This is a genomic window from Peribacillus faecalis (assembly GCF_014712675.1).
Taxonomy (GTDB): Bacteria; Bacillota; Bacilli; order Bacillales; family DSM-1321; genus Bacillus_AD; species Bacillus_AD faecalis.
This window is the reverse complement of the sequence record NZ_JACXSI010000012.1, coordinates 197,091-215,264: the sequence shown is the minus strand read 5'-3', so window position 1 is coordinate 215,264 and position 18,174 is coordinate 197,091. Positions and strand designations below refer to the sequence as shown.

General features: G+C 35.5%; 19 protein-coding genes and 1 pseudogene. 14 read left to right on the top strand and 6 right to left on the bottom strand.

Going from position 1 to position 18,174, the window contains the following annotated elements:
• The 10 genes and pseudogenes from IEO70_RS06750 to IEO70_RS06710 form a co-directional block, all read left to right on the top strand.
• The coding region (locus IEO70_RS06750; protein WP_190997596.1) for an IS3 family transposase at window positions 1-166 on the top strand (166 nt) is incomplete at its 5' end.
• Between the two features lie 964 nt (window positions 167-1,130).
• Window positions 1,131-1,300, top strand: a pseudogene (locus IEO70_RS06745) (transposase); the annotation flags it as partial.
• A gap of 753 nt (window positions 1,301-2,053) precedes the next feature.
• Entirely contained in the window at window positions 2,054-2,296 is a 243-nt protein-coding gene (locus tag IEO70_RS06740; protein WP_190997595.1) for a hypothetical protein, read from the top strand.
• Complete coding sequence (locus tag IEO70_RS20185) at window positions 2,277-2,411, top strand: hypothetical protein (RefSeq protein WP_268938719.1); 135 nt, start codon at window positions 2,277-2,279, stop codon at window positions 2,409-2,411. The genes IEO70_RS06740 and IEO70_RS20185 overlap by 20 nt, the downstream gene beginning before the upstream one ends.
• A gap of 92 nt (window positions 2,412-2,503) precedes the next feature.
• Complete coding sequence (locus IEO70_RS06735; protein WP_190997594.1) at window positions 2,504-2,686, top strand: hypothetical protein; 183 nt, start codon at window positions 2,504-2,506, stop codon at window positions 2,684-2,686.
• Entirely contained in the window at window positions 2,676-4,067 is a 1,392-nt protein-coding gene (locus IEO70_RS06730; protein ID WP_190997593.1) for a recombinase family protein, read from the top strand. Before IEO70_RS06735 ends, IEO70_RS06730 begins: the two co-directional genes overlap by 11 nt.
• Complete coding sequence (locus tag IEO70_RS06725; protein ID WP_190997592.1) at window positions 4,067-5,533, top strand: recombinase family protein; 1,467 nt, start codon at window positions 4,067-4,069, stop codon at window positions 5,531-5,533. Before IEO70_RS06730 ends, IEO70_RS06725 begins: the two co-directional genes overlap by 1 nt.
• Before the next feature lie 504 nt (window positions 5,534-6,037).
• A complete protein-coding gene (locus IEO70_RS06720) occupies window positions 6,038-6,364 on the top strand; it encodes a hypothetical protein (RefSeq protein ID WP_190997591.1) in 327 nt (108 codons plus the stop codon).
• 164 nt (window positions 6,365-6,528) lie between these two features.
• Complete coding sequence (locus IEO70_RS06715; protein WP_190997590.1) at window positions 6,529-6,993, top strand: DinB family protein; 465 nt, start codon at window positions 6,529-6,531, stop codon at window positions 6,991-6,993.
• A gap of 157 nt (window positions 6,994-7,150) precedes the next feature.
• Window positions 7,151-7,774 carry an HAD family hydrolase gene (locus tag IEO70_RS06710; RefSeq protein WP_190997589.1) on the top strand — a complete coding sequence of 208 codons (624 nt, stop codon included), beginning with the start codon at window positions 7,151-7,153 and terminating at the stop codon, window positions 7,772-7,774.
• A 617-nt stretch (window positions 7,775-8,391) separates the two neighbouring features.
• On the opposite strand, the gene IEO70_RS06705 is transcribed toward IEO70_RS06710, so the two are convergent.
• A complete protein-coding gene (locus IEO70_RS06705; protein ID WP_190997588.1) occupies window positions 8,392-8,727 on the bottom strand; it encodes a thioredoxin family protein in 336 nt (111 codons plus the stop codon).
• A gap of 195 nt (window positions 8,728-8,922) precedes the next feature.
• Window positions 8,923-9,459 carry a hypothetical protein gene (locus IEO70_RS06700; RefSeq protein WP_190997587.1) on the bottom strand — a complete coding sequence of 179 codons (537 nt, stop codon included), beginning with the start codon at window positions 9,457-9,459 and terminating at the stop codon, window positions 8,923-8,925.
• A 167-nt stretch (window positions 9,460-9,626) separates the two neighbouring features.
• Between IEO70_RS06700 and IEO70_RS06695 the strand changes: the two genes are divergently transcribed.
• A complete protein-coding gene (locus IEO70_RS06695) occupies window positions 9,627-11,075 on the top strand; it encodes a protein adenylyltransferase SelO (protein WP_190997586.1) in 1,449 nt (482 codons plus the stop codon).
• Between the two features lie 479 nt (window positions 11,076-11,554).
• Here IEO70_RS06695 and IEO70_RS06690 read toward each other — a convergent pair whose 3' ends face one another.
• On the bottom strand, window positions 11,555-11,971 hold the full coding sequence (locus IEO70_RS06690) for a hypothetical protein (protein ID WP_190997585.1): 417 nt from the start codon (window positions 11,969-11,971) through the stop codon (window positions 11,555-11,557).
• Window positions 11,972-12,006: 35 nt separating this feature from the next.
• A complete protein-coding gene (locus IEO70_RS06685; RefSeq protein ID WP_190997584.1) occupies window positions 12,007-12,402 on the bottom strand; it encodes a hypothetical protein in 396 nt (131 codons plus the stop codon).
• 172 nt (window positions 12,403-12,574) lie between these two features.
• Here IEO70_RS06685 and IEO70_RS06680 point away from each other — a divergent pair, with 172 nt between their 5' ends.
• The 3 genes from IEO70_RS06680 (at window position 12,575) to IEO70_RS06670 (ending at window position 14,763) form a co-directional block, all read left to right on the top strand.
• A complete protein-coding gene (locus IEO70_RS06680) occupies window positions 12,575-13,156 on the top strand; it encodes an ANTAR domain-containing response regulator (protein WP_190997583.1) in 582 nt (193 codons plus the stop codon).
• A gap of 109 nt (window positions 13,157-13,265) precedes the next feature.
• A complete protein-coding gene (locus IEO70_RS06675) occupies window positions 13,266-13,649 on the top strand; it encodes a GntR family transcriptional regulator (protein WP_328820883.1) in 384 nt (127 codons plus the stop codon).
• 19 nt (window positions 13,650-13,668) lie between these two features.
• Window positions 13,669-14,763, top strand: coding sequence for a DUF1648 domain-containing protein (locus tag IEO70_RS06670; RefSeq protein WP_190997582.1), 1,095 nt, complete (start codon window positions 13,669-13,671; stop codon window positions 14,761-14,763).
• 696 nt (window positions 14,764-15,459) lie between these two features.
• Here the strand turns inward: IEO70_RS06670 and IEO70_RS06665 are convergent.
• Complete coding sequence (locus tag IEO70_RS06665) at window positions 15,460-16,845, bottom strand: sigma-54 interaction domain-containing protein (RefSeq protein WP_235973511.1); 1,386 nt, start codon at window positions 16,843-16,845, stop codon at window positions 15,460-15,462.
• Window positions 16,846-17,136: 291 nt separating this feature from the next.
• Window positions 17,137-18,099 carry a DUF561 domain-containing protein gene (locus IEO70_RS06660; protein WP_190997581.1) on the bottom strand — a complete coding sequence of 321 codons (963 nt, stop codon included), beginning with the start codon at window positions 18,097-18,099 and terminating at the stop codon, window positions 17,137-17,139.
• Between the last annotated feature and the right edge of the window lie 75 nt (window positions 18,100-18,174).

Genomic DNA, 18,174 nt, shown 5'->3' with positions numbered 1-18,174 from the left:
TGGGCATTTTAAGGATGAAGCTTCTATCAAAGCGTGCGTATCTTTTGATGAGTTGAAACGTGAAATCAAAAGATATATGACTTACTACAATCATTACAGGTATCAATGGAATTTAAATAAGATGACCCCTGTTCAGTACAGAGATCATCTTATTCAGGCAGCCTAACTGTCCTTTTTTATAAATGTCCTTTACAAAGGGTACATTTCAAGAGAAAGCTGTCTCTTTTTTTAGTCGTTAGCAACAATATTTACGAACAGGGTCTTATAAAAAAGGCTCTTCCGTAGAAGCTTCTACCTAAATAAATTCCTGTGTCTTTTTTAAATTTCTTCTTTAATAATCTCCATACCATAATTCCATTTTGGGACAATATACTTTAAATTAATTTAATATTAAGTCCATCAGCATATTCCTTCAAGGAGAAAGTAAAAGATATGTAGTAACTATATACTATAAAAATAATCTTGTTTTCTTATTTTCTAAGAACACCAAAATGATATGATAAAAAATTTTATCTAATGTAACAAGGGAAACAATTATTTTCTTGAAATTAAAATTAGGATGAGAAATCATTTATGATTTATGAATTTAAGAGAGAATCATAATCTTTTTGATTTAGGTCATCTAACATCGAAGAAAAAATTTAATATAACTGGCAGTGTGCTCATTCATCTATCGGTAGGCGATTAGAGAATGCAAAAAAGACGATAAAAAATTGTTAGAGTTTCCCGTCAATCTCGCTCACGACTTACCATCGTGATGTCTCCCGTTAGAAGGGAATTAGATACCCAGATTGATCCTAATACTTCTTCCATTTAGTTATTAGGAATCAAACATCCCGTGCTCGTTGCAATTTGCAAGGTGGGTTGTAGTACGTTTCGTGGTGAAACGGTTGGTAAAGCGAGACCTGGGCGACTCAGAGTGCATAAGATGCATTACTGGTACTACAAAATAACGGCGGCTCCAAACGCAAAACAGGAGTTTTCTATTAATGCCGAATTCTACCCTTAAAGTGAAGGGTGAATTCTGGGCTTCACCACCATATATCAGGTTAGTCAAAAAGCTACTAAACAAGAACAATAATGCTTTGTAATGAAATGGTACATATAAAGCTTGTTAGAGTTATCTTTGAAAGGATTGTGGTAAATCGTTTAATGATATGACTGGTACTAAATATCCTCATAAATGGTTCAAATATATTGAAATGATGGTGGAGGGATATTCGCTAAGAGCTATCATAAAGAAGTTAAAATCCATTTGAGTACCGCCTTCTATTGGAGACATAAGATATTACTTGCCCTGGAAAGAGTTATATCTAAAGAGGGAGGAATAGGTTTGGTATAATATGGCTATAAATAAGTATAGGATGATGAACATCCTACGTTTATTTCTAGAAGACCAGCCTTACTTTTGAAAACCACTCTTACTTAGCGGGCTTGCGGGTGGTTTTCTTTTTGGATTTTTTATCAGTTTTAAGCCGCAAGCATAGCTTCTAATGGATTACTGCCCCGTGACAAACCATTAGAATAACCTTCTTTCTCTAAAATATTTTTAGAATTACAAGTTACAATTCCACGTTCACAGAGAATATCTGCAAAAAAGCGGTCTTGTATGCTAACCTTTTCCTCTAGCAGCATAAGAAAAGATCGTCAATTTGACAGCCTTGATCTTCAGTATTGCTCCTATTAGTTAACGTGTATAAATTCCCAATAACGATATTTATATTTAATCGTATAACAATATTATGTGGATTTCTGGAATTAACCAATAATCTCACCATTAGCTAGAATAACTAATCTAACAAAACATAATCCAAGATAGAGTAAGTATCTTTTCTATTTTTGCAGACTTGGTAACACTGAATCCTAATCTTTATCACCTTTATTTTTCAATGCACTTGAAATCATCAAAATCTCGTTAAAACTATTCGTTTGAAATATTCATAAAAATTTATATTTTTTCTTCTCGCCTATTGTTTTTTTTATTTCAAGTTGAATATAATTCGAATACAAAAATAATAACTTATCCAAATTACAGCAAAGGGTGATATTACATATGAAAGTAACTCGTCTAGAGGGCACAGAAGGAAATACATTCAAAGGTGGAGCAAAGATCTACAATTATAAAATTACAGAGTTTGAAGAAAAAGCTCCTAAATGCATTGAAAAACCTTCCATTTTGGAACTAATAGAAAAGCTTAAACAAATTGAAGAAAATGGACATCTTTCCTCATTTCAATTAAATAGTTTCCTAGATTATATACAAAGGGGTGATAGTAGTGAAGAAAAAGGAGCTTAAACCTTTTCCCGGACAACAAAAAGGAATGATTCAAATCCTTATCAAGCATTCTAAAAAGAAGGAAGCTGTTCAATTACGTTTTGATTTAGATTTCGGTGATTCTGATTCTAACTAATATTATTTAATAGATTGTTGTTAATTGATTTTTCGAAAAAATGTATAAATCATAACTTATTCCGTCAATGCTATTAGTCGGAGGTGTGATTTATGCGAAGAAAAGTTCATTTATATACTAGTTCAGAAAATAATGGTGCAACTAATAAATGGATTCAACTGCTAATCCAACGTATTATTGTTGAACAGTTAGATGTATCCTATCAGCTTAGAGCAAGATTACTGCATCAAGCTTTGACTAAAGCTAGAAATGAGGAAGATAAAAGTGGAAAATAAATACAAAATTTTTGTGCGTCGTGTAAGTTCAAAAGGTCAAGATTTAGCAATGCAAGAATCTGCCGATGCCCCTTATCGTCAACAATACCTTCCTAAAGAAATAATGATTATTGATGAAAACGATGTTTCTGCAAACAAACTAAAAATATCTGAACGTCCAGAAATGATGAAAGTAATTTGTATGATTCTTAACAATCAAGTAGATACAATCTACGCATTCGATCGCTCTCGACTGTTTCGGGACTTTTATGAAGCAAATTATTTTGTTTCTATCTGTAGAAGAAAGAATGTCCGTATATTTTTTACCTCTACTGGTAACGGACATCTACAAGCAACTGATAATCTACTAGTTGAAGGTGTTTTAAATATTGTTGGAGACTTTGAAGGGAAAAATATCGCTCGTAGAACGGAAGAAGCAAGAAGAAGATATCCCGCTCAAAAGTTAGGTTATATAAAAGAAATAAATACTAAACAATACATAAAGAATCCGAATAACGCTACCCTTTTAAAACAGTACTTCACTGAAATAGCTGAGGTCTCAGACTTCATCGAGATAGAAAGACTATTAAAAAAGTATAAAAAGGATCTCAATACTACAACAGACACTCTTTTAAGAATTATCGGGGATCCGTTTTATTCCGGATACGACTTATTCACAGGTAAAAATAAACTTCATCACGTCGATCCATATATATCATTAACTCAATTTAACAAATTGAAAAGTGGCAATTCCTGCATTACAAAATATATAGAAACTCGTTCCATCCTAAAAGAAAACAATATATATAAACCAATTTGCGGTATTTGTCAAAAACCGATGAATTATCGTTTCAAAACTGCATCGGAAACCTCTTTTTATACTTGTTCAAGAAAACATATAAAAATAGAAGTTACAACGGATGATCTTTCATCTATCATAGACCAATCACTGAATAATATTATTGACAACTTTGATTTTAATCAGCTAGTTAAGGATTCAAAGCAGTATTTTAAAAAATTTAAAAGACTTCTAGAAGATGATTTGAAGATACATAAGAAGAATAAGAACAACATTTTAGAAGAAATCATCATTCACAATGACAATCTACAGAATTGGAGAGAGCATCCTCGTTATCAGGAATTAGCAAATATAGAAAGTAAGGTTGAAAATTCACTAGCAGAAATTAGGTCAACTGAAAAACTATTAATTGATAATGAAAATATTGTAAAGCTAATTAAAGATTATCTCATTAATAGTAAGGTTTCCAATGCTTATTTTCTCTTTTCAATGTTAATAGAACAAATATACGTTTATCAAAATGAGGTAAATCTTGTAATTAATAAATTTGATTATATAAGTAAAATCCAAGAACAATATATTTTCGAAAAGGGTGAAAGTTAATGAAAATAAGCTTTGGATATATTCGCCGGTCCTCCTACAAACAGCAGCAAAATAATAGTATTGAAATCCAAAAGCAGCACATTCAAGAATTCGCAAAACGAAACAACATAGTTGTTCCAGATGAACTAATTTTTATCGAGGATGTTACAAGTGCGTATTCTAAACGTGCTGATCAACGTAAGGAACTGATGAGATTAAGTGAAAAAATGATTGAATTAAAGATTCCAACAGTTATTTTTCACGATGTTTCCCGGATGGATCGAACTGGTTATTCTTTTACAATAGATTTTTATCGACCATTACTAAAAAAACTTCCTAGTTTAGAAATCTATACAACAAAATCAAATGAACCAATTGACCCTGAAAGTATGGAAATAAAAATGAGTTTTTTATTGTTTCAGCACGAATCGGAAGTGAAATCAGAACGAGCAATAGGAAGCATAGTTAATGACTTAATCCAAGATTCAGTTATTCGTCCAGGCTCCAAAACACCATTTGGCTATAATCAAATGAGCAAAAAATTGTATCCAAATGAAAACGCCATAATTGTTTCATTTATTTTCTTTTTACATAGTTGGGGGCATTCTTTATTAAAAATAGCTTCACTATTAAATGAAGCGGCTATCCCTTCTCCTAGGGGAAAAGAATGGGGTTCTAGCACAATAGAAAATATCATTAAAAATCCAGTTTATATAGGAAATTTAAAATGGCATATTCCAAAACGGAAAGACGGCCAGAAAATCTTTTTATTTGAAGATGTTCACGAACCAATTGTGGATGACTTCCTACTACAATTACAACGACAAAATATTCTTTTGCAAAAGAAATATGGAAGACTAGATACACCATTCCTCTTTTTAAATAAAATAACTTGTCAGGAATGTCATAAGATAATGGATACTAAGAACAGTTCAACCAAACGCAACGGCGTACAATACCATTATCAAAACTATATTTGTAAAGAATGCAATTATAAAGTCAGTGCTACGGAATTGCACGAAAGATTTTTGCCAATGATTTTAGACCGTGTTGGCAAACTTGTGGTAAAAAAACAAATCAACGAAGAAACAAAAGAACTTCTCCATCATATGATTTATGATGTTAGTGAGATGATCATTGAAACAGAAAATCGAATCGAAAATCTAACAAAAAAGTTAGTCTTAGCTAAGGACTTGGAAGATAGAGAATTAGAATTACAGATTTTATCTTCGATTGAACATTATCGGGAGAAATTAAATGAACAACAATGTTGCATAGAAAACTTAAATGAAACGCTTAAAGCCATTGAATCCAATCAATTTTTCTCTAGATTTCATTTGATTTTGCATCAACAGCTAGACTTGGTAGAAAAACGGTTAATCATTCTTTATTTTGTTGATCAAATCTTACTTTCACCGAAACGTGAGTCTCATATTAATTATAAAACCAACATCTTCTCAGAATTTGTTCCCGCTATCAATGGATGAATTACCGAAACTAAAATGTTATTGCTGGATAGACTACCGAACTTAGTTATCCAGCATTCATTTTAATAGTAACAATTCATTCTATATCCCTTTATATAAGGAAATTCTTCACTTAATATTTCGATTGTTTATCCAGAACGGTATACCAATATGTATGAAAAACCGAAAAATATGTTATTAGTATGGACAAACTACCGAAATTTAAACACTAAACGTTTTACTTGCTGATAAAAAAATATCGGTACAATTTGTAATTTATGTTCTATAAAAATTAATTTTAAATAATAGATATTAACGAAGTATTTCTTGCTAGAGCTAGGAATAATAATAGAGGCTTTGTACTATTTGAGAGAGCAAAATAAAGAAAAAATGTAAAAGACAAATAAATTGGGAGAGTTTCTTGGGCTTTCCTTTTGCTGTAATCAGCTCTTTTAGATTATTCCACAAACGAAGAAGGTTAGTTGAACAAGGATGGGGTGAAATTCTTTAAAGAGGTGATTATTGTTGGCAATTAAATTTACGGAACAAGAAGAAAGAAAACTTTATGCTGGATTGTATCTTCTTTATAAAGGTATCACTTTATTGGACAATGTGAATACAACTTTGACTGAAAGAATGGACGCTGAAAATGAAATTGCGAAAAAAGAAGCAAGGAGATTTTTTGAAAAGATTTTGAAAGTAGCAGAAGCAAGAGCACGAAGCGATGATGAATATGTTTTTACTGAAGATGAAGCTAAACATAGAGAAAAAGTTGAAGACGAAATTAAAGAATGGCTTGAGGAAAATGTATTCAATGATAAGCTAAATACATTTTTATCAATCAAAGTATGAAATTCATAAAACTTATGGGTGCAAGAGTTGATACAAGAGGATTGCTAGACAGGACCATTTATTTTTTCAGCTAACGAGGCATTGATCCTGGAAGGATTAATGCCTTTTTATGTTGAACTCCTTATTGAAGAAAAGGAGCACTATAGTTTAACAAGGAGGAATTTATGAATTGTGAAAGTGTTTTACATCAAATTGAAGTAGCTGTCAAAACAATAATTGAAATAATAAATAAATTAGAAGTTGACGATTTACAAAAAAGACCGACATTTAATAAGCAGTCTATCGGGGAATTGTTGGAACACATAGCAGTAATATGTGAAGCAGACTGGCATATTTCTAATGGAGCAACCCAAGAAGAGATGGAAAAGTTTTATTCTAATGTCTCATATAAAACTTTAGAATCAATAGAAGATGGGTTAATTACTAATTTTAGATTATTAAAAAATAATTATATGAATTTATCGGATACAGAACTCCTATCTCAAACAACTTCATTCTGGGGTTTGGCTTTTACAAGGTATGAATGGTTATTAGAGATATTAGCACACGTTTATCATCACAGAGGGCAATTACACGCAATGCTTGTACACTGTTACAAAAAAGATCCTAAAATTTTAATGTTTGAATAATTTTCTGCAAATAATGAGCGCAATAGCAAAAGAATAAAGCTGTCATATGGGCAACTTTTTCTTTTTGAACTAAAGAAGCAGGTTAGTTCAAGAATAGTTCATTATATTATTATCGTAAAACGCTTATAATTAAGTAGAAGCTAAGGAGGGATAAAAGTTGTTTAAGTATGTAATTTTTGACGTAGATGGAACTATCTTAGATACTGAAAAAGCTATATTAAATTCTTTACAAAAAATCTTAAAAGAAGAAGGGCGAGATTACCAACAGGATGATTTAAGATTTGCCTTAGGAATTCCAGGAATAGAAACATTAAAAAGACTAGAAATATTTGATATAGAAAGAGTAAATTCGAAGTGGTCACAAACTGTATTAGAATTTTCTCAAGAAGTACAGATATTCAAGGGTTTAAAAGAAGTTATCGAAGCTGTATCAGCAAGTCCAATCAGAACAGGTATTGTAACATCTAAAACAAAACAAGAAGTAATTGATGAGTTTGAACCATTTGGAATTAGTAGCCATTTCGAATGTATTATTTGTGCAACTGATACTAAAAACCATAAACCACATCCTGAACCGATATTAGTTTGTTTAGAGAGATTGAATGCCACCAATAATGAAGCAGTATATATTGGAGATTCAATTTATGATATGCAATGTGCGAAGAGTGCTGGTGTGAAGTTCGCCCTTGCTTTATGGGGTTCTAAAAAAACTGAAGGATTTGAATCGGCAGACTTTATATTAAAAGAACCAAAAGATATTTTAGATTTAATAAAAATGTAAAACCTAAAATGGCTTGTTTGTGCAAATTTACTAAAAACAATTGTGCAGTACATATAAGAAACTAAGATTGTGAAGGTTTGTACTTAAACTAATGGGGGCGTTAGCGGAATAAGAGAGATAGTAAAAATAAGGCTCTTTATTAACAACATTGATTGCGAACAGAGCCTTTTTGAAACAACTTTAAGAACCTATATCATTTAAGATAGTTGATAAACCCACCAATATCTTCTGTGTTGCCACATACACTTCACACATATAGATTGAGGTCTCATATTTTGTGTTATATACTGTATTATTTGTTTTTGATATAACAGACCACTTGCTAACCAAATGCTCACAAAAATGCTCACAGAATTATTTTTCTGAGTTAAATTTATTTAACTGATTTTGTTTCAACACCTTGAAAACCTTATTAAATCAAGCATCTATGAAGGTATTTAATAGAGCTTAATTCATCAAACAAAATTGACAGGGTAGAGGTCGCTGGTTCGAACCCAGTCGGAATCATCTTTTATGGAGGCCGCAAGTCCTTGTGTATCAAGGGGGTGCGGCTTTTTATTTTGCTCGTAAAGTGTGCGACCCCCTTCGATACTCATAAAATACTCAATCGTCTCGCTTTAGTCCGAATCCCCGTTAACCATTGTATAAATTTTGCTTATCTTTTCTTGTAAAGCCTGCATGTGTACAAATCGGGCTTCTCTTATCATTTCTTTGCCATCTACAAATAAAAGCAGTGCCGGTACAGTAAAAATTGATAAGTATCCTGCTATTTCTTCGACATTATCTGCATTTATATAGCCTAACTGTATTGATGGAAATTCTTCCAGTAAACGCTTCAGCTGAGGCAACAGTGCATGGCATACCCCGCAATTAGTTCTTGATACGTATATAAAACTAAACTGATGATCCTTAATAAAATTTTCTGCTGAGGTAAGTGATGTTAATTCAGTCATGTATTGTCTCCTATGATTTTTCATATAGTGTTATTTTTATTTGATTGTAAGCCTTTCATTTAGAATCATTGTAGCTTATTTTTTTCTTTTTAAAAAAGATGATATTGTCATTAAAGAGAAAAAATAAACAGAAGTTTGCTTTCATTAAAATGAACAAGAAAAAACACCATCTAAAAGGATAGATGGTGTTTTTTCTCATTCTTCGCTGCTGATCCAGTCTTGCACCATTTCAGAGAAGTGCCGTTCTTGTCCGTTTTCCAATACATCTTGAATGTAAAAAGCATAATCTTGAATCAGCCCGTTCAAGATTGCGATGGCTTCTTCTTCATTGTTATCGATTGCTTCGATGATTTGTGTGATCAAAAACTGCGTGAAATTTGTCGCATCGACAAATTTTGTTTCAAAGTCGACTTCTTCTAATTGGTCGGGCAAATATAAAGGATTTTCTCCATGCATAATGACGGTACCTTGGTCTCTTATTGCATAAAAGACATTGATTAATTTTTTTATATCATCGTCTTCTAATTGTTCCATTTTCCTATTGTTAATGCTTTCGATAATACAATGACGGATTTCGGGACTGATTGAGTTCTCGGATAGAAATAAATCCCCGATTATATCAAACTTTGTATTATTTCCATATAAATCGGTATATACACCTTTTACATTACCTTCCACCACGGTAATCGTCACAAATTCGCCCATCGGCAAATCAATTCTTTCTCTTTCCACAATGTCATGCTCCCTTCATGTTGTATTAAAAGCATTAATAACCAATACCCTTGGAGGATTTTCTCAAACAGCTAATTCAATCCGTAATTTGTCTAAGTCTTTAAAACATATAATAACTGCTTGCAAGGCTATAATAAGGAAAAGATGAACAAACGAAAGGGGATATTATGACAAAGACAGGATGGAACTTTGATAATAGTTATGCACGTTTGCCGGGGCTCTTTTATAACGCAGTGATGCCGACTGCTGCAGAAGCACCGGAGCTGGTTGTGTTTAATGAGCCGTTAGCGAGATTACTCGGTTTGGATGCAGACAAACTAGTAACTGAAGGAGCGGAGATTTTTTCAGGCAATAATATTCCTGAAGGGGCAGAACCGTTAGCGCAAGCATATGCTGGGCATCAATTCGGCTATTTCACGATGCTTGGTGATGGGCGCGCGATTTTACTTGGCGAGCAGATGACGCCGGATGGCAAACGGGTTGATATCCAGTTGAAAGGGGCTGGCCGCACACCGTATTCCCGCGGTGGTGATGGTCGGGCTGCACTCGGACCTATGTTGCGTGAGTATATTATCAGTGAGGCAATGCATGGGCTTGGTATTCCGACAACCCGCAGTCTCGCTGTAGTGAATACCGGGGAGGAGGTTGTGAGGGAGGAGATGCTTCCTGGAGCTGTGTTAACGCGAATTGCTGACAGTCATCTACGTGTCGGCACTTTTGAATATGTGGCCCGATTTGGAAAAACGGAAGATATTCGTATGCTTGCTGACTATGCGATAAAGCGGCACTATCCGCAAGTGGAGAATGTGGATAATCGTTATCTTGCTTTTCTTCAGGAAGTAATCAGTCGCCAGGCGAGTTTAATTGCCAAATGGCAGCTTGTCGGCTTTATACATGGAGTCATGAATACAGACAATATGACAATTAGCGGTGAAACAATTGACTACGGTCCGTGCGCGTTTATGGATACGTATGATCCGGCTACTGTTTTTAGCTCGATTGATCATCAAGGGCGGTATGCATATGGTAATCAGCCTTATATAGCGGTTTGGAATTTGGCGCGATTAGCGGAAAGTCTTGTGCCTCTCATTCATGAGGAGCAAGAAGAAGCGATTAAACTGGCCGAAAATGCGCTTTCAAAATTTCCTTCTTTATTTGAAAGCCAGATGCTCGCGGGTTATCGAGCTAAGCTTGGAATTCTTAATGAGGAAGAAAAAGACCAGGTGCTTGTCGATGAACTGTTAGAGTTGATGCAAAAGCAAAAGGCGGACTATACAAATACATTCCGCGGCTTGACGCTTCAGAGAATGGAAAGTACCCCTCTTTCAGGGAAAGAATTTAAGCACTGGTATGAAAAATGGCAAGCACGTCTTGAAAGACAAGAGCGAACAAAGGAAGCAATACAAGCACAAATGAAAGCGAGCAATCCGACAGTTATCCCTCGTAATCATCGCGTTGAAGAAGCGCTTGCTGCAGCAATGGACGGGAACAATGCAGTAATGGAAAAGCTGCTTCACATTCTTTCAAATCCATATGCTTATGAAGCGGCACAGGAAGAGTATTGCACTCTTCCGGATAAACCAGACGAGCCTTATAAAACATATTGCGGAACGTAAGCCGGACATCATGTCTGGCTTTTTGTATGATAAAAAGCATATATTTCATGATGAAAAAGGACCGGCGAAAGGTAATTACTATATGCGTGCGAAATGACGGGCAGCACACCTAAACGTTTACAGATGTACAAGTAAACAGTTGGGCAAGACCTTATGTGGAAACATTAGTTTTGAACAACGCAATAAACGTAAAAGGTTAATATCGTCCAGGAGCCAATACCACACGCGCAAAATTCGCAGCATTTCTGAAAAGAAGTGCAACGGTATACGAGCAACCTTAAAGATTATTTGAAAAGGACTAAGGCTGATTTTTAGTTTTAGTTCTTTTTTTGTGTCTGAAAGTAATAATGTAACGAAAGGTGACATGAAAATGATGACTTAATTGACAATAAATGTATTTTTATTTATAATTGGTTCATAAATTATTGCTGTCTAACAGAGGATAGAAAAAACGTGTTATAAAATATGACATATCGCTTTTAGTCAATTTTTGCAGCAGTTAGGTTAGCATCGAGTACTGTTGCTCCTGTTGGAGTGCGTACAGAAAGAATATCTCCGCATCTCAGGAAATCAATAGTTGCCACTTTCGCAACGGTAGAAGTAGTCGGTACGGTCACTGTCGCAATCGGTGTATTATTCCTAAAAATCTCAAAAGTGGTTGTCTCTGCAGTAATCGCAGCCAAGGTGACGTTGAAGGTAATACCATATATACCGGATTCCTGAATTAGAATTCCAAAAGGGGGATTAACTGTAGCATTTTTAGCGAAAACTTGATTATTAAAAGGAATAGCTGAATTAGCAGGAATAGCTATTGCAGGTGTTGGTGAAATATATGAAGCATATACCAACACTTTATACGAGCGTCGTGAGCGTCGTTTTGAACTTGAATTCGACATCGTTAAATAACCTCCATCTCATTTTTAATCGAATTTTAATGCAGTCTTGCAGCAGTTAAGTTGGCGTCTGAAAGGGTGATTCCATCAGCTGTTTTCACATACAATATCTCATTCTCAGCCAAATATGCTGTAATATCTGCCACTTTCGTTAAAGCAGATTCTGGAAGGTTTGAAACAGAAGCAATAAGCCGATCCTTCGCAAAAATTTGAAATGTAGCAGGTATTGAGGAATTTCCGTTAAATGTAATACCGTAAGTTCCAGCTTTTTGAATGATTAGCCCGCCCAATGGCGCGATGTTGATATTTAATGCAAAGATTTGACTGGTTAACGGAACTAAAGCATTAGCTGGTAATATTAACCCAGCGGTTTCAGAGAAACTTGTTGAAATAAAGCCAAGTACACGATGTTTGGATTTGGAATGTTTAGACATATACACATCACCTCCTGAAATACTCCTTTTATTAAATGCGGAACTGATAGGCTTGATATAATGAAAACGCACATTTTTATTTAAATTCTTTGTTAGGTTTTGATTCGTACTTGTTTTTGCAATCAATTTTACTGGGGCTAAATAAGTCATTTTCTTTAGGTGGGTGTAAGGAATGAGCAGGAGACTTTTAGTAGTAGATGATGAATTAGTAAGTGAATGGACTGGTTGGTTGACAACTGCAGGATTTGATGTAGTAGGTCATGCGTGGAATGGGGAGCAGGCTATTAAACTAGCATATGAATTAAGGCCCGATCTAATCTTGATGAAGACAGAATTGCCAAAACTAAATGGCTTGAAAGCAAGCGGTATTATTTATAAAGCATACCGGATACCCAGTTTGCTAATATGTTCAGCCGACCAAGCAGAACAGGTTGGGGATGTTAATAAAATTCATGTGCTTGGATATTTAGCTAATTCATTAAATGAGATAAGTCTAATTCCAGCTGTAGAAAACGCACTTGTTCAGGCTAAGGAGAAAAGAGTATACGAAAAGAAATTGAAGGCACTGAATTTATCTTTACAGGAAAGAAAGAGTGTTGAAACAGCAAAAGGAATCATTATGAGAAAACGAAAAGTTCCAGAAGAGAAGGCATATAGATTATTAAGGAATTTGAGTTCAGATAAGCATTTGCCAATCGCGAAAATTGCCGAATTAATCATTTCTAAGGATGATTCGGCGATGATGAATAAGTGAAAAGGTGATCTCTGGTATGAGATCATTTTTTTTATGGCAATTTCAAGGGTTTGTTCTATTCTAACTAGAACAATTTTGTTATACTTAATATAGAACAGAAAGGGGTGAAATGATGCTCATTCACATAGATTCTCAATCTGAAGTACCGATTTATATGCAGCTTACGAATCAGATTATTAAAGGCATTGCAAAAGGTGAATTAAAGCATGGTGATAGCCTTCCTTCTGTACGTGCTTTTGCGGCGGATCTCGGAGTGAATATGCACACTGTTCATAAAAGTTATCAAGCTTTGGAGAAGAAAGGAATTATTAGTCTTGTTCCAAAATCAGGAGCTGTTATATGTAAGGCGACAATGTTTGATGAAGTTGTTCACTATGAAAGACTACGGCAAATGATGGAGCCGGTTGTTGCTGAAGCGGTTGTATTAGGAATGAAACATGAAGAAGTGGAGGAGATGCTGCAAATGCTTTTGCGACAATTACACAAAGATTAGACGTAAGGAGGAAAAGATAATGACGTTTTTCATTTTTGCAGCCATTATTATATGTCTTACAGGATTGCAGATGATTGTACCATATTTGGTCAAAAAGACGATTGTATTTGGGGTTGTTATACCAGAAGAGCATTTAAAAGATGAGAAGTTGCTTTCTTATAAAAAACGGTATAGTTCATTGCTGTTTGTTTTCACTTTGGTTGTATTCATTCCCTATGTATTATGGTTTTATATGAAAACACCGGCAGAAGATTTAGTTGTATTAGTCGGTATGTTCATTCAATTTGCGGTTATTTTTCTTGGTATTGTTTTATATTTCAACTTCCACGTTCAAATCAAGAAAAGAAAATCGGAGAAGGGTTGGGGAGCCGATTTCAAGCAAGTGAAGGTAACTGATTTATCGGTGCGTTCTGCAGATGCTGTGCTGCCATGGTATATTTTTGTGCTGCCAATGATTGTAACAATCGGATTGATTATTTACACCAGTTTCCAATATCATTTATTGCCTGATCAAATACCGACGCATTGGGGTGTAAATGGTAAGCCGGATGCTTTTACAGATAAAAATCCCTTTACAGCTATTTCGCTTTTGTTAGTTACATTGGTGATGCAATTGATGTTCCTTGGTATTAATGAAGGCAAAAGAAACTCAGGTATTAAGCTGAGCCCCTCTAGTCTGGATGCTTCCCGCAACCGTCAATTGACATTGCGTAAAAATACGAGCATCTTCATGTTATTTACAAGTGTGGCAGTAACAATTTTAATGTCATTTTTGCAGTTGGCTACTATTCATGGAAACCTGGTAGGTGACACTGTCATGATGATTGTCCCGATGATTTTTTTATTCATCATATTGCTTGGAGTCATTCTTTTGGCCGTAAAGGTCGGCAAATCAAATACGCAGATTGAAGGACACTCTGGAGGGCAAATTGCAGATTACGAATCGGATGCATATTGGAAAGGCGGGCTATTTTATTTTAATAGAAATGATCCGTCCATCTTTGTTGAGAAACGTTTTGGCGTGGGTTGGACGCTGAACTTTGCTAATCCAATCGGATATGTAATTTGCATTGGACCAATTGTTTTAATTTTGCTTATTACTATATTTTTATAAAAGGCTCTGTTCTTTGTTGTTGATTTTCGCAATTTTTGTTCGTTGATTGGAACGGAGGGCGGCGACTCCTGTGGGGGAAGCGTGTAGGCCGATACACCGCAGGAGTGTTAGTGACGAGGAGGATTGGCGCATGCCCCACGGAAAGCGTCCGCCCGCAGTGGAAATCAACAGTGCGTTTAACATAACCTTATGAAAAAACAGAGGCATTCTCAAAGAAAGGGAAAAATTCTTTGAGAATGCCTCTATTATTGCACTAAAAAGAGGGGGGCTCCAATTAGTTTGTATTTATTTGATAATGATAATTATTATCACTTAAGTACATTATAAGATGCTAGTTCCACTTTTGCAAGGAGTTTTTTACTAAATTTTTCTTTTTTTCGTGAAATACTGTGGAGCTGATATCGCGGTGAGAGAAGAGGTGGAGTCACGGTAAAAGCAAGAAGTAAAACTGACCTTTTGTTAAATGTGAAAAGGGGATTTTATTATCTAAATAGCACAGCTCTAATAGTAAATATAGCTGATATGGCAAGAAAACAAGCAAGAATCTATAAAAAATTATTGCTATGCTAGATTGCAATTAATTACGGGGATTTTATAGGTGTTATTGAGCGCGAAACGAAATTTTAGAGCGCCAGTAATTTTAGAGTACAGCAATATAAAAACAGCAGACCCACACGAGTCCGCTGTCAAGGATGTTTACGCTTTAGATATTACTTCTTCCATTTTCTTAAGTTTTCTATAGATAACGGAGCGGTGTATTCCAAGTTTGCCTGCTGCTTCTGTAGCATTGCCATTGCTGGAAGAAAGAGCTTGCAATATGAATCGGCCCTCTACAATGGCAGTGAAGTCTTTCAGAGAGTCGAAGTGCATTTCATTGTTTTTTATGAAGAAATCAAGCGCAAACCAATCGCCTACTTGCTCCTCTTTTGATCTATGCATTTGAAGCTGATCGGTAATGACCAATCTTTCAATGTAGTTTTTCAACTCGCGGGCATTTCCCGGCCAATTAAGAGAGAGCATATGATCGAATTCTTCGGCATTTAAAGTGAACTTCTTATTGTATTTCTCGTTGAATTCTGATACAAAGCTAGAAATCAGACCGACAAGATCAAGTTTACGGTTACGTAGAGGCGGAATGTGAATTGGTATGACGTTGATTCGATAATATAAATCCTCACGGAATTGGCCTTTTCGAACTAGTTGCCAAAGATCGCGGTTAGTCGCAGCGATAATGCGGCAATTAATTGGGATATGTGTGATACCGCCAATTCTTCTTACTTCATTTGTTTCGATGGCTCGCAACAATTTAGCCTGCAAGTCGAGAGGCATTTCGGAAATTTCATCAAGGAAAAGAGTGCCGCCATTGGCTGCTTCAAACATACCCTGTTTCTCATTGATAAACTCTCCAATATCTCCTTGCTCCTGCCCGAATAATTCGTATTCAAAGAGGGATGGTGGTATGGCAGCGCAATTGATTGCAATAAATGGTTCGTTAGCACGGCAACTTTTACGATGAAGGTATCTGGCTATAACTTCCTTGCCTGTACCCGATTCTCCATATATCAATACTTTACTATTATAAGAGGCAATTTGATTACATACTTTGAGAATCTGCTTCATTGCCAAACTTTCTGCGACAATCTCGGTAGCTTCTTCATCTTCTGTATGTTGTTCTTCGAGTTTTTGAATTTCTTCCTTAAGAGGTATGAGCTCGGAGGATTCCGGCTTCTTCAATTTATTGGAGGTCGTGACAATCAGTTGTACTTCGCCATCTTTATATAAAATCGGAATTGCTGTAGATAGTACACTGAAGCCTTTGTTCGTCGTAACGGTTTTGCATACCCTTTCTTTTTTTCGGATAGCTTCCATCGTAATAGAACGATCGTAATAGCCCTCTGTCACTAAATCTTGGACATTGCATTTCAATAGTTCTTCTAGCGGCATTCCTACCGTCAAGGCAGTAAATTCATTGGATATTAATATATTTCCTTGTGAATCTGTAACAAAAAGAGTGGATGGTGAATCATTGAGGTTATCTTCTGTATATTGATTATTTAACATTTCAAGTTCGTGTTGGCTCATCTTTTTTAGTTCCTTCGCTAAAAATGAATTTTGTCATAGTTCTATTATAAGTAAGGATAGTAGTTTTGGATTGTGTGAATATATGGAATTCATTTGGGGATTAGCATTGAAAAAGGGATGCTACACAGATTGTGAAGCATCCCCGATTTTGTACTTAGTTCGATATCCAACCTTATACACGTGCCGCAGGGCTCCTTCTTTGATTTTGACTGACATAATAGTAGAGTGTGAACTAAGTGTTCGGGAACTATTATGTTTGTGCAGTAACTAAAGAAGGACCGGTAACGGTTTTTAAACTAATACTAATTCTTTTTCTTCAACTAGTTGTACGTTTCCTAGTTTGTTTAAAACTTCTTGTGCTTCATCAAACATAGTTGTGATCATTTCTTCTACTGTAGTCAGCTCATTGCACATACCGCAAATTTGACCGGCCATTACAGAACCGCGATCAGTATCCCCTTCTAGAACAGCTTTACGTAAAGAGCCTAAAGAAAGTTTTTCTAATTCATCACGAGATGCTCTTTCACTTTCTAATTTCAAGAATTCTGCAATCATGCTGTTTTTGATGCTTCGTACCGGACCGCCAAGGCTGCGTCCTGTAACAGTTGTGCATGTATCGTCTGCATCAAGTACAGCTTGTTTGAAGTTTTCATGTACTGGGCATTCTACTGTTGTTAAGAATCGAGTACCCACTTGAACACCTTGAGCACCTAGAGCGAATGCAGCTGCGATACCGCGTCCGTCAGCAATACCGCCGGCAGCTATTACAGGAATGTTTACTGCGCTTACTACTTGAGGAAGAAGTGCCATTGTTGTTGTTTCACCAACGTGTCCGCCAGCTTCAGTTCCTTCAGCAACAACTGCGTCAGCTCCAATTGCTTCCATTTTTTTAGCGATTTTAACAGATGGGATTACAGGAATAACTTTAATTCCGTTTGCCTTGAATTTTTCCATGTAAGGAGCCGGGTTACCTGCACCAGTCGTAACGATTTTAACGCCTTCTTCGATGATAACATCTACTAATTCAGGGATGTTGTGCATCATTAGCATTAAGTTAACTGCGAATGGCTTGTCTGTAATTTCTTTTGTTTTGCGGATTTCGTCGCGCAGACGGTCAGCCGTGAATCCGCCAGAACCGATGATTCCTAATCCACCTGCATTTGATACAGCTCCTACTAATGGTGATAGAGCGATTTGAGCCATTGCTCCTTGGAAAATTGGATATTTAATACCTAATAATTGTGTAATACTCATTGTTGTTTCCTCCCAAAAGTTTTAATAGTATATGTTTGGCATGAATCCCTCAGCACTAACTTAAGTGCTGAGGGA

What these genes read in the sequence shown, in the direction of transcription:
- IEO70_RS06740 (WP_190997595.1), top strand. Translation starts at nt 2,054, where the DNA reads ATGAAAGTAACTCGTCTAGAGGGCACAGAAGGAAATACATTCAAAGGT.
- IEO70_RS06735 (WP_190997594.1), top strand. Translation starts at nt 2,504, where the DNA reads ATGCGAAGAAAAGTTCATTTATATACTAGTTCAGAAAATAATGGTGCA.
- IEO70_RS06725 (WP_190997592.1), top strand. Translation starts at nt 4,067, where the DNA reads ATGAAAATAAGCTTTGGATATATTCGCCGGTCCTCCTACAAACAGCAG.
- IEO70_RS06715 (WP_190997590.1), top strand. Translation starts at nt 6,529, where the DNA reads ATGAATTGTGAAAGTGTTTTACATCAAATTGAAGTAGCTGTCAAAACA.
- IEO70_RS06705 (WP_190997588.1), bottom strand. Translation starts at nt 8,727, where the DNA reads ATGACTGAATTAACATCACTTACCTCAGCAGAAAATTTTATTAAGGAT.
- IEO70_RS06695 (WP_190997586.1), top strand. Translation starts at nt 9,627, where the DNA reads ATGACAAAGACAGGATGGAACTTTGATAATAGTTATGCACGTTTGCCG.
- IEO70_RS06690 (WP_190997585.1), bottom strand. Translation starts at nt 11,971, where the DNA reads ATGTCGAATTCAAGTTCAAAACGACGCTCACGACGCTCGTATAAAGTG.
- IEO70_RS06685 (WP_190997584.1), bottom strand. Translation starts at nt 12,402, where the DNA reads ATGTCTAAACATTCCAAATCCAAACATCGTGTACTTGGCTTTATTTCA.
- IEO70_RS06680 (WP_190997583.1), top strand. Translation starts at nt 12,575, where the DNA reads ATGAGCAGGAGACTTTTAGTAGTAGATGATGAATTAGTAAGTGAATGG.
- IEO70_RS06675 (WP_328820883.1), top strand. Translation starts at nt 13,266, where the DNA reads ATGATGCTCATTCACATAGATTCTCAATCTGAAGTACCGATTTATATG.
- IEO70_RS06670 (WP_190997582.1), top strand. Translation starts at nt 13,669, where the DNA reads ATGACGTTTTTCATTTTTGCAGCCATTATTATATGTCTTACAGGATTG.
- IEO70_RS06665 (WP_235973511.1), bottom strand. Translation starts at nt 16,845, where the DNA reads ATGAGCCAACACGAACTTGAAATGTTAAATAATCAATATACAGAAGAT.
- IEO70_RS06660 (WP_190997581.1), bottom strand. Translation starts at nt 18,099, where the DNA reads ATGAGTATTACACAATTATTAGGTATTAAATATCCAATTTTCCAAGGA.